The organism is Oryzifoliimicrobium ureilyticum (assembly GCF_037199735.1).
GTDB classification, from domain to species: domain Bacteria; phylum Pseudomonadota; class Alphaproteobacteria; order Rhizobiales; family Rhizobiaceae; genus Rhizobium; species Rhizobium ureilyticus.
Genome location: NZ_JBBBVQ010000003.1, coordinates 185,792 through 199,997, shown reverse-complemented (window position 1 = coordinate 199,997; position 14,206 = coordinate 185,792). Strand labels below are relative to the sequence as shown.

The window sequence follows — 14,206 nt, the reverse complement described above, 5'->3', positions numbered from 1 at the left end:
AACCACATCCGCAATCACGGACGCCTTATTAATAAAATCGAACCGGGCGGTTCGATAGCTCTTGATATGGACGTAAAAAGCCTTTATGTCAACTGAACCGAACCGTTCAGTTCGATTGATTTCGCTCTTTCTGGTAGTGCTCAGCCATGTCGTCAAATTCCAAGTCAAAGATTGCTCGCATCGTGCCTGAGGACGCTCAGCCAGTAACGGATACTGGCGCTCCCGCAGCCGACCCCACTGCGGAAGCGCGCAATGCACCGCAGGCGCCAAACCCCCCGGCGCCTGCGGTCGCACCGCCCCAGGCCGAGAAGAAGAAGCGTCGGAGTTTGGTCCTGCCGATTATCGGATTGGCAGTTTTGGCAGGCGCTGCATGGTATGGATATGACTGGTGGACTGTCGGTCGCTTTATGGTATCGACCGACGATGCCTACGTAGAAGGCGACATCGCAACCATTTCGCCCAAGGTCACCGGCTATGTGGCCAGCGTCGCGGTGGACGCAAACAAGCGCGTCAAGGCCGGCGATGTCCTTTTGACCTTGGATGACGGTGATTACAAGAACGCGCTCGATCAGGCGGAAGCGCAGGTCGCAACTCAGCGGCTCGCTCTTTCGAGGATCGATGCCCAGATTGATGGCGCGAAGGCTTCCTTGACCCAAGCCGAAGCGCAAAAGACGGCATTGGATGCAACCGTCCGAGGCGCGGAAATCACATTCAAGCGTCAGACCGATCTCAATCAGCGCAATGTTGGCACAGCGGCCGAGCTGGATAACTCCCGCATCGCGCTTGATCAGGCGCGCGCCAATCTCGCTGCCGGCGATGCCAACATTATAGCCGCGCGCGCAAACATCGAAATCCTGCAGGCGCAGCGCCAAGAGGCCGAAGGTGCCGTTCGTTCGGCCGAAATTTCGCGTGACAAAGCCGCGCGTGATCTGTCCTTCACGATTGTGAAGGCGCCTTATGATGGCGTGATTGGCAACCGCTCGGTTCAGGTCGGTGACCTTGTTTCTCCGGGTCAGAGGCTGATGGCGGTTGTCCCGGAAAAGCAGCTCTACATCGATGCGAACTTCAAGGAAACCCAGATCCAGCACCTCGTGCCTGGCTCCAAGGTCAATGTTCACGTCGATGCCTATAGCGATCATTCGGTGGTCGGTACGGTCGAATCCATCGCTCCTGCCTCCGGCGCCGTCTTCTCCTTGTTGCCGCCGGAAAACGCGACGGGCAACTTTACAAAGATCATCCAGCGTGTCCCCGTTCGTATTTCACTTCCGCAGGATGCTCTTGCGACAGGCCGCCTGAGAGCGGGTCTGTCCGTGGTGGTGGATGTCGATACGCGCACGGCGCCCGACGCTGGGCAGGCCAATTAGCGCCAGCTTAAAGAGGTAGGCCCGATGGCCGCGACAGCAACAATGCAAGGAGCCGCGTCGGCGGCTCAGGCGGATCAAATGGATCCGCGCCGGCTTATCGCGTTCTTCGCGATGGTGCTTGGCATGTTCATGTCGATCCTCGACATTCAGATCGTGTCGGCTTCGCTTTCTGAGATACAGGCGGGCCTGTCAGCCGGTTCGGATGAGATCGGCTGGGTGCAAACCTCTTATCTTATAGCCGAAGTCATCATGATCCCGCTGTCGGGAACATTGGCGCGTATTGTCTCAACGCGCTATCTCTTTGCGTTTTCCGCTGCTGGGTTCACGGCTGCGAGCGCTCTTGCCGCAACGGCTTCGAACATTGATCAAATGATCATATACCGGGCGATCCAAGGCTTCATCGGGGGCGGCATGATTCCCTCGGTTTTCGCCGCCGCCTTCACGATCTTTCCGCCGTCAAAGCGCAGTATCGTCTCGCCGATCATTGGCCTGATCGCAACTTTGGCGCCGACGATCGGTCCGACGGTTGGTGGGTATCTGAGCCATGCTTTTTCCTGGCACTGGCTGTTTCTCGTCAATATCCTGCCTGGCATCGTTGTCACGCTCGTCACCTGGAACTTCATCGATTTCGACAAGCCGGAGCTCTCGCTGTTCCGCAAGTTCGATTGGTGGGGTCTATTCTTCATGGCCGTGTTCCTGGGCGGCTTGGAATATGTGCTGGAAGAGGGCAATTCGAACGACTGGTTCAATGATAGCTATATCCTGATCGGAGCAATCGCATCGGCTGCCGGCTGCGTGCTATTCTTCTACCGGGCTTTCACGGCATCATTTCCGGTGGTCGATCTCACCGCCTTTACAAACCGGAATTTCGCTTTCGGCTCGACATTCTCTTTCGTCATGGGGATTGGCCTTTACGGGCTGACCTACATTTATCCGCTCTATCTCGGACGGGTCCGTGGGTATGACTCGCTGATGATCGGCGAGACCATGTTTGTGTCCGGGCTGGCGATGTTCATGACTGCGCCATTGGCAGGCCGCCTATCAACCAAGCTCGACCTCCGCTTGATGATGGTCATCGGCTTTACGAGTTTTGCGGCCGGCACGTACATCATGACAGGCATTACGGCCGACTGGGACTTCTATGAGCTCCTGGTACCGCAAATTTTGCGCGGTTTCGGGCTTATGATGTGCATGGTGCCCATCAACAATATTGCGCTGGGCACATTATCGCCGGCCCGTATTCGCGGCGCGTCGGGTCTTTTCAATCTGACCAGAAACCTCGGCGGCGCCGTTGGGCTTGCAATCATCAATACCGTTCTGACCAACCGTCAAGACGTGCATTATGAGAGACTGCGCGAACATCTCGATTGGGGCAATCCAAAGGCAATCGAGCAGTTGAATGAAATGGCAGCCAATCTCACAAGCCATGGACTTGAGGCGGCCCAAGGCTCTATTCGTCAGATGGTCAATCTCGCGACGAAGCAGGCTGTCGTTATGTCATTCAGCGATATCTTTTTGATGCTGACAGTGCTCTTCACTCTCATGATTCTTGGTGTCGCCATGATCGAAAAGCCTGCTCCGCAAGGCGGTGGCGGTGGTGGCGGAGGCCACTAGCACTGTAAAGATCTAACGCCCGTTTTCTTGCCCCCTCGGCCGCCCTGCGTCCGGGGGGCAAGCCGTTTACCCGCTGCTCATCAATCTCCATCGACTGCTCGAACAATTTTTGATGCACGTACATCAAAAAGATTTACGCGGCAGTTTTCTCGCGCTATGGGTTTTGCCCGGAGGAGCGATGAAGCCTACTGTGCACGATATAGCCGCAGCTGCGGGCGTCAGTCTTGCCACGGTTGACCGCGTGCTCAATCGCCGATCCGGCGTTCGCGAGGTAACCCGTGAGAGGGTGGAAAGTGTGATCCGCGACCTTGGCTACGTCCGCGATGTGGCTGCCGCAAACCTCGCAAAAAGACGTGTTTACCCTCTTGTTTTCATTATCCCGGACAGCGCTAGCTCGTTCATGCGAAGGATAAATCGCGAGGTGCGTGAAGCGGCTTCACGCGCAGCGATTGAGCGCACCGATATCAGCTGGATTGAAGTGCCTGCATTCGAGGTCGCGCCGTTGGTGCGAACTTTGCAGAGGTTGGCTGAAGAGCGGCCTGCGGGGGTTGCTCTCGTCGCTGTCGATGCGCCTGAAGTTCGTGATGCCGTCGACAAACTTGTGGCAAGGGGCATCCCGGTCGTCACGCTTGTCTCCGATCTGCCGGGATCAAAGCGGAATCATTACGCCGGAATCGATAATTTGGCCGCAGGTCGCACGGCTGCGCATCTGCTTGGGCGATTTCTTCAACCAAGGACTTTGGAGGAAGGGCAGTCGATTGCCGTTCTAGCGGGTTCAATGTTGGTGCGCGACCACCGTGAGCGGCTCGAAGGCTTTCGATCGCTGCTCGCGTCGGATTTTCCTTCTCTCGAAGTCTTGCCCGTGCTCGAGGGACGAGACGATCCCGCTCAAGTGCATCAGATTCTGCTTGAGTTGTTCCAAAGGCGCGCCGACATCGCCGGCCTATACAGCGTCGGTGCCGGCAATCGCGGTCTGATCCGAGCGTTGAAAGAGCAGCGCGGTGCGGCGCTTCGGGCCGTCATTGCCCACGAACTGACCGAACATACACGCGATGCACTGCTCGACGGAACGATCGACGTCATCCTCAATCAGGATGCCGGTCATGAAGTGCGCAGTGCGATCCGTGTACTGAAGGCGCGCGCCGACGAACTGGCCGTCATCGACGCACAAGAGCGCATTCGTCTGGATATCTTCATCAAGGAAAATCTGCCGTGACGGCAAAGGAGATAAAATAAGATGTATCTTGGTCTCGACCTTGGCACTTCAGGCGTCAAAGCGATGCTGATCGACGGTGATCAGCGAATAATCGGTTCCGCAAATGGCGCGCTTGATGTTTCCCGTCCGCATCCAGGCTGGTCGGAACAAGATCCGCACGAATGGATCAGGGCGACGGAAGAGGCTGTTTCTGGTCTCAAGGCTCAGCATCCAAAAGAGCTGGCGGCCGTCAAGGGTATCGGGCTTTCCGGACAGATGCACGGGGCAACCCTGATTGGCGCTTCTGATGAGGTGCTTCGGCCTTGCATTTTATGGAATGACACGCGCAGCCACGCTGAGGCCGCCGCTTTGGATGCCGATCCTCGTTTTCGCGCCCTGACGGGCAATATCGTCTTCCCAGGCTTTACGGCCCCTAAGCTCGCCTGGGTTGCCAAACATGAGCCCGAGATCTTTGCCAAGATCCGGCGCGTTCTTTTGCCAAAAGATTATCTGCGGCTTTGGCTAACAGGCGAATATATCTCGGAAATGTCGGACTCCGCTGGTACCTCATGGCTCGATACCGGTGCACGCAAATGGTCATCCGAACTGCTGGCAGCCACAGGGCTCGATGAAAGTCAGATGCCGTCTCTCGTCGAGGGAACTCAGCAGGCAGGACATCTGCGTGCCGACTTGCGCAATCAGTGGGGCATTCAAGATGATGTCGTCGTCGCGGGAGGCGCTGGCGATAACGCGGCATCGGCCTGCGGCATGGGAACCGTCAGCGACGGCGCCGCCTTTGTGTCGCTCGGCACATCCGGCGTGCTTTTCGCTGCGAACGGAGCCTATCTGCCTAAGCCGGAGAGCGCGGTGCACGCATTTTGCCATGCTCTGCCGAATACCTGGCACCAGATGGGCGTCATTCTGTCCGCTACCGACTCTTTGAACTGGCACTCTCACGTCACCGGGAAATCGGCCGCAGATCTGACGAGCGAACTTGGGGATGAGCTAAAAGCACCATCGTCTGTGACTTTCCTGCCGTATCTGTCGGGGGAGCGGACCCCGCATAACGACGCTGCGATCAGAGGCGTTTTCGTCGGCCTTGGTCATGAAAGCAGCCGCGCCGTTCTGACCCAGGCCGTATTGGAAGGTGTGGCTTTCGCCATTCGCGACAATCTGGAGGCTCTGCGCTCGGCTGGGACCGAAATTTCGCGAGTAACAGCAATCGGCGGCGGCTCGCGGTCGCGCTATTGGCTTTCTTCCATCGCAACGACGCTCGGCCTTCCCGTCGATTTGCCTGCAGATGGAGATTTCGGTGCTGCCTTCGGCGCGGCTCGGCTCGGTCTGATTGCCGCGACAGGCGCGGATCCGGTCAGCGTCTGCACGCCTCCAAAAACAGCAGGAACTATCGAGCCGAACGCCAGCCTGCACGAGGCTTATGACGCGGCTTATCGCCGTTACCGGGCCATCTACCCGGCTATCAAGACGCTCACCCACTAACCACTTCACGCTCTGCCGCTCGCGTCATGAGGTCAGGCAGAGCTTTTCACGATTGACATCAGGAGGACTATGATGAGCACCGGCTTTTTTGGCGATATTCAAAAGATCAAATATGAAGGTCCCGAGAGCGACAATCCGTTGGCCTTCCGGCACTATAACCCGGACGAAGTTGTTGCCGGCAAACGGATGGAAGACCATCTTCGCTTTGCTGTGGCCTATTGGCATACCTTTGCTTGGGAAGGTGGCGATCCCTTTGGCGGTCGCACCTTTGCAAGACCTTGGTTCGATGGCGAGATGGACGCAGCAAAACTCAAAGCCGACGTTGCCTTTGAGTTCTTCTCCTTGCTTGGTGCACCTTTTTACTGCTTCCACGATGCCGACGTGCGCCCTGAAGGGAAAAATTTCGCTGAAAGCACACGCAACCTGAACGAGATTGTCGATTATTTTGCTGAAAAGCAGTCCCAGACTGGCACGCGGCTTTTGTGGGGAACGGCAAATCTCTTCTCGAACCGCCGCTTCATGTCGGGTGCCGCAACAAATCCCGATCCGGAAGTTTTTGCCTATTCGGCCGCCACTGTCAAAACCTGCATGGACGCTACCATGAAGCTTGGCGGTGACAATTACGTGCTGTGGGGTGGCCGCGAAGGTTACGAGACCCTGTTGAACACCGATCTCAAGCGCGAGCTCGACCAACTCGGTCGCTTCCTCAACCTCGTCATCGAGTACAAGCACAAGATCGGTTACAAGGGCACGATCCTGATCGAGCCGAAGCCGCAAGAGCCGACCAAGCATCAGTATGACTATGATGTCGCTACCGTCTATGGCTTCCTGAAAAAGTATGGTCTTGAAAACGAAGTCAAACTCAACATCGAGCAGGGGCACGCGATTCTTGCCGGTCACTCCTTCGAGCACGAGCTGGCACTTGCGGGCGCCCTCGGCATCTTCGGTTCGATCGATATGAACCGCAATGACTACCAGTCTGGATGGGATACGGACCAGTTCCCGAACAACGTTCCGGAGATGGCGCTGGCCTACTACCAGGTTCTCAAGAACGGTGGCTTTACGACAGGTGGTACGAATTTCGATTCGAAGCTGCGCCGTCAGTCGCTTGATCCCGAGGATCTGCTGATCGGCCATATCGGCGGTATGGATTGCTGCGCCCGCGGCCTGAAGGCTGCTGCGAAGATGGTGGAAGAGAAAGCTTTGTCGGCTCCTCTGGCAGCCCGTTACGCAGGATGGGAATCGGCTGACGGACAAAAGCTGCTGCGCGGCGAAATGTCCTTGGAGCAGATTGCTGCCTGGGTCGAAGAAAAGGATATCAATCCGCAGCCTCGCTCCGGAAAACAGGAGCATCTGGAAAACGTCGTCAACCGCTACGTGTGATGTGATGACCAGAAGATCAGCCGTGTAAAATTCACGGCTGATCCCTTTTCTATCAAAGTTCATTTACCGATGGAATTTGGTTTACGTACCTCATCTGCTGGGCTAGCTTCGTTTTGGAGGAATTCGGGGTGGGATGGTTCGTGAAGAGGCTCGCAGGGATACCACGCGGCGATAGCTGTGCGGGATGGACGTCGTTTGCCGGTCGCTGCAGGCATGAACCGCGTCATGGGGGCTTTCCTCTATGATCATGGGGCGTACGGCCACGCGCGTGAAGGATCAAGACGCACCTCTGCTTGAAGTCGCTGGATTGTCGAAATCATTCGGTCCGGTTGAAGTGCTTCATGAGGTCGCGCTGCGCGTTGAAGCGGGGGAAGTTCATGCGATCATCGGTGAGAATGGCGCTGGCAAGTCCACCTTGATGAAGGTGCTCGCCGGCAACCATATGCCGACGCGCGGCGAAATTCTGATCGATGGAATGGCGACAAGGTTTACTGGGCCGTCCGATGCCGAGGGACAAGGTGTCGTGCTTGTCCATCAGGAGATTCTGCTGGCACCGGATTTGACGGTAGCGGAGAATATCTTTCTAGGACGCGAACTTGGGCCGGCTCTTTTCATCGACCGCAAGACGATGAAGGAACAGGCGCGCCAGGCAATCAAGGAACTGGGCGCCGACATTCATCCGCGCGCCATCGTCGGGACCCTTTCGATCGCGCAGCGCCAGCTGGTGCAGATTGCTCGGGTATTGCTGGTCCCCCATCGCCTCGTGATTTTTGACGAGCCGACGGCATCTTTGACACCCGTAGAAACGGCGGCATTGCTGGAGGTTATCAAAGCCATCCGAGAGCGCGGCGTTGCGGTTCTTTACATCTCGCATCGTTTGCCGGAGGTGAAGGAAATTGCCGATCGCGTCACTGTTTTACGCGACGGCAGAGTGGTCGGAAGCTACATGGCAGAAGATCTCCAGGCAGCTGACATGGCCCGCTTGATGGTTGGGCGTGATGTCGCGAAACTTTATCCCGACCGGGCTGATTTCATCGCGGATGAAGTGGTTCTGCAGGTCAAAGACTTTTCCGTTCCAGGTTACGTCCAGAACGCGTCTTTCTTGCTGAAGAAGGGGGAGATCCTGGGCTTTGCCGGCTTGATCGGGGCAGGGCGCACCGAATTGATGGAGGGCGTGGTTGGACTGCGCCCGTCACATGGATCTGTTGCCTTCAACGGTCATCCCGTCTCTTTCCCTGATGTGAAAGCCAGTATGCGCGCCGGAATTGCCTATCTCAGCGAGGATCGAAAAGGCAAGGGACTGCTTTTGACCAAAGACATGAGTATCAACCTCACTTTGGCCTCGCTGCGTCAATTTACCCGCTTCTTTCAGATTGATCGTCATCGCGAAAGCAAAGCGTTGGATGACGCCGTTAAGGAGTTCGACATTCGCGCTGGCAGTCGGGATCTGCTTGCTGGGCAGCTATCTGGTGGAAACCAGCAGAAGCTGCTCATCGCCAAGATGATGATGCTCGACCCGAAGATCGTGATCATCGACGAACCAACCCGCGGCATCGATATCGGAACCAAAGAACAGATTTACAAATTCATCGCCCGTTTGGCAGCCGAAGGCCGGTCGGTGATCGTCGTTTCCTCGGAAATGCCGGAACTCATCGGGCTTTGCGATCGCATCCTGGTGATGCGTGGCGGCCAGATAGCAGGCGAAGTCTCAGGTGAGGATATGACCGAGAACAAGATCGTCGTCCTGGCCACGGGGGTAACATCGGGGGAGGCCGCCTTGGCGGAAACAATATGACGAATGTGGCGACGCAAAGCCGAATGTCTAGAAGTGCAGGAAAGAAGATCGACCTTGGGGCCGTTGCACCTTTTATGGCGCTGGCACTTCTTCTGCTTTTAGGTGCATTCGTAAACCCCAACTTTATCGGGATAGACAATCTTTTGAATGTGCTGACGCGCAGCGCCTTCGTCGCGATCATTGCCATCGGCGCGACCTTCGTCATTTCTGCCGGAGGCCTTGATTTGTCTGTTGGCGCGATGCTCGCATTTGTTGCGAGCCTCATGATCCTCTTCATGAATAGTGGCGCAGTGCAGGGAAGCGGCATGCTTCTTGCGGCTGCCATGATCCTTGCCTTGCTGATCGGCGCCGCATGCGGCGCTGCCAATGGCCTGATCACCACGGTCGGCCGCATTGAGCCGTTCATTGCAACGCTCGGTACAATGGGCATATATCGCGGGTTGACGACTTGGCTATCCCAAGGTGGCGCAATCACCCTTCGCAATTCCGAAGTGATGTCGCTTTATCGACCCTTCTACTTTGGATCGCTTGCGGGAATTCCAGTGCCTGTCATCGTCATTTTCGTTGTTGCCGCCATTGCTGCGTTCATTCTTTACCGAACCCGCTTCGGACGTCATGTTCTAGCAGTGGGCTCCAACGAAGAGGTTGCGCGCTATTCCGGCATATCGGTCAGAAAGGTACGAACCGCGACCTACGTCATTCAAGGTCTTTGCGTGGCTGTTGCTGTTTTGGTTTATGTCCCTCGACTGGGTTCTACTTCTGCGACGACGGGAATCTTATGGGAGCTGCAGGCCATTACCGCCGTCGTTGTTGGCGGCACTGCGCTTCGCGGCGGTGTCGGCCGCGTGTGGGGAACGATCTGCGGCGCCTTCATCTTGGAAATTGTCGGTAACATTATGCTGCTCTCCAATTTCGTGAGCGAGTATCTGCTTGGCGCGATCCAGGGTGCGATCATCATTATCGCGATGCTCGTGCAGCGCTCATTGATGCGAAGACAATAGAAATACCGGCAGAAGCCGCCGGTTTGATCGGCTTCGAAATCCATACGTTCTTTGGGAGGAGAATGACTTTGAAAAACAAACTGCTATCGCTAGCTTTCGCCACTGTCGCCTTTGCCGGACTAACGACATTCGCGCATGCAGCAGATCAGAAGATGACGATCGGCGTGTCCATTCCAGCCGCTGACCATGGATGGACGGCCGGCGTGGTGTTCCACGCCCAGCGCGTCGCCAAGCTGTTGATGAGCGAGCATCCGGGCCTTAACGTGATCGTCAAGACCTCGCCGGATCCTGCAAGTCAGGCCAATGCTGTTCAGGATCTGGAGACGCAGGGCATTGACGCTCTGGTCATCCTGCCGACCGATCCAGATCCGCTGGTCAATGCCATCAAGGAGGTCAAGGATAAGGGCAAGTTCGTTGCCCTCGTCGACCGTGCGCCAAGCGCCAACGATAACTCGATCCGTGACCTTTACGTCGCCGGTAACAATCCGGCACTTGGAGAAGTCGCTGGAAAGTATATCGCCGAGAAGAGCCCAAATGCTCAGGTTGTGATCATCCGGGGTCTTCCGATCCCGATCGATCAGCAGCGTCAGGATGGGTTCGACAAGGGTATTGCCGGATCGGGCGTAAAGGTTCTTGATCGCCAGTACGGCAACTGGAACCGTGACGATGCCTTCCGTGTCATGCAGGATTTTCTGACCAAATATCAGAAAATCGATGTGGTGTGGTGCCAAGATGACGACATGGCTGTCGGCGTTCTGCAGGCGATTGAACAGGCAAAGCGTACTGACATTCAGTATGTCGTTGCCGGCGCTGGATCCAAGGACATGATCAAGAAGGTCATGGATGGCGACAAAATGGTACCGGTCGACGTACTTTATCCGCCGGCAATGGTTGCGACGGCCATGCAACTGACTGCAGCACGCCTCTATGACCAGATCCCTGTCAGCGGCAGCTATATCCTCGATGCCACGCTGGTGACGAAGGACAATGCGAAGAACTTCTACTTCCCCGACTCGCCGTTCTGATGGCTGTCGGCACGCTGCCGCAGTCGGCGGTTGGCGTCAATGATCTTGCAGGGACGCGCCTTCTAGCAGGTGCGTCCCTTTAGTTGAAATCGTTAAGAAGGATTTGCGCCATGAAGACGATCAAAGGACCAGGTCTGTTCCTCGGCCAGTTCGCAGGCGATGCGGCACCGTTCAATTCCTGGGATTCCATTACCAAATGGGCAGCGGACAAGGGTTACCTCGGCGTCCAGGTTCCGACTTGGGCGGGGCAGTTGATCGATCTGCAAAAAGCAGCCACATCAAAGGATTATTGCGACGAATTTGCAGGCGTTGCTCGCCAGAATGGCGTCGAAGTAACGGAGTTGTCCACGCATCTTCAAGGTCAGCTGGTGGCGGTTCATCCTGCTTATGACGAAGCTTTCGACGGCTTTGCGGCTCCAGAGGTGCGCGGCAATCCAAAGGCGCGGCAGGCCTGGGCCGTCGATCAGGTGAAGATGGCCTTGAAGGCCTCGCAGCATCTTGGCCTTAATGCACATGCGACCTTCTCCGGCGCTCTGGCCTGGCCCTTTATTTATCCTTGGCCTCAGCGCCCGGCTGGCCTTGTCGAGGCAGCATTTGACGAGCTGGCACGCAGATGGTTGCCTATCCTCGATTATGCGGACGAGCAGGGCGTTGATGTTTGCTATGAGATCCATCCCGGCGAGGACCTGCATGACGGCGTAACCTATGAGATGTTCCTGGAGCGCGTCAAAAACCATCCTCGCGCCAACATGCTCTACGATCCGTCTCACTACGTGCTGCAATGCCTCGATTACCTCGATAACATCGATATCTACAAAGATCGCATCAAGATGTTCCACGTCAAAGATGCCGAGTTCAACCCAACGGGACGTCAGGGCGTTTACGGCGGTTACCAGAGCTGGGTCAATCGCGCCGGTCGGTTCCGTTCCCCGGGAGACGGTCAGGTGGATTTCGGTGCAATCTTTTCGAAGATGACCGCCAACGATTTCTCCGGCTGGGCGGTTGTCGAGTGGGAATGCGCTCTGAAGCATCCCGAGGATGGAGCGCGTGAAGGCGCCGAATTCGTGAAGGCTCACATCATTCGTGTCACCGAACATGCCTTTGACGACTTTGCTGCAAGCGGCACGGACGACGCGGCCAACCGACGGATGCTCGGTCTTTCCTGAAACTGAGAAATCATCACGTCGCCATTGCTCTCCCAAGCAAAGCAGTGGCGATGTTTGGATAAGCGTGCGCCCGCAAGGGGCCGAACGATTTGTATGACCAAGGAGAAGATTATGGCCATTGAGGCAAGCAAAACGGAAGAACGTTCGCCACGTATTCGGCTTGGTATGGTCGGTGGCGGTGCGGGGGCCTTCATCGGTGCGGTTCATCGCATTGCGGCGCGGCTGGATGATCATTATGAGCTCGTTGCCGGCGCTTTGTCCTCCACGCCGGAAAAAGCGATCGCTTCGGGCCGCGACCTTGGTCTCGATCCGTCAAGAACCTATTCCAGCTATAAGGAGATGGCGATCCGCGAAGCTCGGCTGAAGGATGGTATCGAGGCCGTCTCGATCGTCACGCCAAACCACGTTCACTTTGAAGCGGCGCGCGAGTTCCTGAAGCGCGGTATCCATGTCATTTGCGACAAGCCATTGACGTCAAATATTCAAGATGCGCGCAAGCTGAAGAAGCTGGCGGATGAGAGCAAGGCGCTCTTTATCTTGACGCATAACTATACCGGCTACCCGATGGTAAGGCAGGCCCGCGAAATGGTAGCCAGCGGTCAACTTGGCGATATTCGCGTTGTTCAGGTGGAGTATCCCCAAGACTGGCTCACCGAAGCTGTCGAGCAGACAGGGGCCAAGCAGGCCGTATGGCGGACAGATCCGGCCCAGTCTGGAGCGGGCGGCTCGACCGGAGATATCGGGACTCACGCCTATAATCTGGCGTCCTTTGTCACTGGCCTGGAACTGGATAGCCTTGCGGCCGACCTCGACAGTTTCGTGCCAGGCCGGCGGCTCGACGATAATGCGCATGTGATGCTGCGCTTCAAGGCAAGGGCAAACGAAAAGCCGGCAAAGGGCATGCTCTGGTGCAGCCAGGTGGCGCCCGGCAACGAAAACGGTCTGATGTTGCGCGTTTACGGCAGCAAGGGCGGTATTGAATGGGTCCAGAAGGATCCGAACTATCTCTGGTACACCCCTTTCGGAGAACCAAAGCGGCTGCTCACACGGGCAGGCGCGGGGGCGGGGCCTGCCAGCACGCGCGTCTCGCGCATTCCCTCTGGCCACCCCGAAGGTTACCTTGAGGCCTTCGCCACGATCTACAGCGAAGCGGCGCTAGCAATCAATGCTGCGCGGAATAACAAGAAAGTCGATAAGGATGTCGTCTATCCGACCGTCGACGACGGGTTGAAAGGCATGCTGTTTGTTGAAGCCTGCGTTCAATCTTCCAAGCGCAACGGCGCCTGGGTTAAAGTTTGATTTTCTCAAGGCGGTGGCATTGCTGACCGCTCCACTGCCTCCCGCCGCGCCAGTCACGCGGCGGGTTTGCGCCATTCCATGACGTGGAAATAGGGCACGCGGCTATAGCGAGCGTTTTTCTCCGCATCCTCGCTGACCGGCGCTGGTTCCTCGAAATGCACCAGTTGCAGCCCAGTCCCCAGAAGGAGCTGCATGTAGCGGCCTAAAGGCCGATGCCAATTGCGAACCGAAATGCCGCGCCAGCTCACCCATGCGGGGCGATCCTCAAGATAATTGTCGATGACGAAGATCGAAGAACCGTCCGTCGTTTTCGTCCATGTACCTGCGGTATTATAACTGTTCAGGTTTGCGATCAGCAGGGACCCATTCGGCTTCAGGACGCGCGCCATCTCTGTGATGGCTTGCTCGATATCGTCGATATCGATCAATGTTAGATAGCTGACCACCAGATCGAAGCTATCGTTTTCGAACGGGAGCGTTTCCGCCACTGCATCAAGGTAGCGTCCTGCCGGGTCTCTCTGTCGGGCCATTGCAAGCAGCGATGGTGCAGGATCGATGCCGGTCGTCTCAATGCCAAGAGATGCCAACATTCGGCAAAATCGGCCTTCGCCGCAGCCAACGTCCAGCGCATTGGTGAAATGCGCTCCTCGTAATCTTGCGAGCATAGGTGTGTCGAGAACATGCTGACGGCCGAAATCGCCTGCCTCGCCGATCTCCGCTATCCATGCGCCTGCAGAGGCTTCCCATCCGTTATAAGCTGTGTCGATGGTCATTCATCAGCTCCTGTTTTGGATTGTAGTTCTAGGAATGACACGTCACTGAGACCCTCCGGCGCGCTGTCGTCGCGCCGACATGTCACGACTGTAC

General features: G+C 56.7%; 11 protein-coding genes. 10 read left to right on the top strand and 1 reads right to left on the bottom strand.

All coding sequences use genetic code 11. From position 1 onward, the window contains the following. The first annotated feature begins 146 nt into the window (after window positions 1-146). From VQ830_RS06630 to VQ830_RS06585, 10 genes are all read left to right on the top strand, one after another. A complete protein-coding gene (locus VQ830_RS06630; RefSeq protein ID WP_337267293.1) occupies window positions 147-1,364 on the top strand; it encodes an HlyD family secretion protein in 1,218 nt (405 codons plus the stop codon). A 24-nt stretch (window positions 1,365-1,388) separates the two neighbouring features. Continuing rightward, on the top strand, window positions 1,389-2,978 hold the full coding sequence (locus tag VQ830_RS06625; protein ID WP_337267292.1) for a DHA2 family efflux MFS transporter permease subunit: 1,590 nt from the start codon (window positions 1,389-1,391) through the stop codon (window positions 2,976-2,978). Between the two features lie 178 nt (window positions 2,979-3,156). Continuing rightward, window positions 3,157-4,194, top strand: a complete 1,038-nt coding sequence (locus tag VQ830_RS06620) for a LacI family DNA-binding transcriptional regulator (protein ID WP_337267291.1) — start codon at window positions 3,157-3,159, stop codon at window positions 4,192-4,194. A 21-nt stretch (window positions 4,195-4,215) separates the two neighbouring features. Further along, a complete protein-coding gene (xylB, locus tag VQ830_RS06615) occupies window positions 4,216-5,670 on the top strand; it encodes a xylulokinase (RefSeq protein WP_337267290.1) in 1,455 nt (484 codons plus the stop codon). Window positions 5,671-5,742: 72 nt separating this feature from the next. Then, the gene (xylA, locus tag VQ830_RS06610) at window positions 5,743-7,053 is read left to right on the top strand and encodes a xylose isomerase (RefSeq protein WP_337267289.1); all 1,311 of its coding nucleotides are present in this window, start codon (window positions 5,743-5,745) and stop codon (window positions 7,051-7,053) included. A gap of 247 nt (window positions 7,054-7,300) precedes the next feature. Further along, window positions 7,301-8,848 carry a sugar ABC transporter ATP-binding protein gene (locus VQ830_RS06605; protein WP_337267406.1) on the top strand — a complete coding sequence of 516 codons (1,548 nt, stop codon included), beginning with the start codon at window positions 7,301-7,303 and terminating at the stop codon, window positions 8,846-8,848. Beyond that, window positions 8,845-9,849, top strand: coding sequence for an ABC transporter permease (locus VQ830_RS06600; RefSeq protein WP_337267288.1), 1,005 nt, complete (start codon window positions 8,845-8,847; stop codon window positions 9,847-9,849). The genes VQ830_RS06605 and VQ830_RS06600 overlap by 4 nt, the downstream gene beginning before the upstream one ends. A gap of 68 nt (window positions 9,850-9,917) precedes the next feature. After that, entirely contained in the window at window positions 9,918-10,874 is a 957-nt protein-coding gene (locus VQ830_RS06595) for a substrate-binding domain-containing protein (RefSeq protein WP_337267287.1), read from the top strand. 110 nt (window positions 10,875-10,984) lie between these two features. Beyond that, the gene (locus tag VQ830_RS06590) at window positions 10,985-12,040 is read left to right on the top strand and encodes a sugar phosphate isomerase/epimerase family protein (protein WP_337267286.1); all 1,056 of its coding nucleotides are present in this window, start codon (window positions 10,985-10,987) and stop codon (window positions 12,038-12,040) included. A 111-nt stretch (window positions 12,041-12,151) separates the two neighbouring features. Next, window positions 12,152-13,339 (top strand): Gfo/Idh/MocA family protein, encoded by a 1,188-nt coding sequence (locus tag VQ830_RS06585; protein WP_337267285.1) that lies wholly within the window; start codon window positions 12,152-12,154, stop codon window positions 13,337-13,339. Between the two features lie 53 nt (window positions 13,340-13,392). Here VQ830_RS06585 and VQ830_RS06580 read toward each other — a convergent pair whose 3' ends face one another. Continuing rightward, window positions 13,393-14,112, bottom strand: coding sequence for a class I SAM-dependent methyltransferase (locus VQ830_RS06580; RefSeq protein WP_337267284.1), 720 nt, complete (start codon window positions 14,110-14,112; stop codon window positions 13,393-13,395). Window positions 14,113-14,206: the final 94 nt, after the last annotated feature.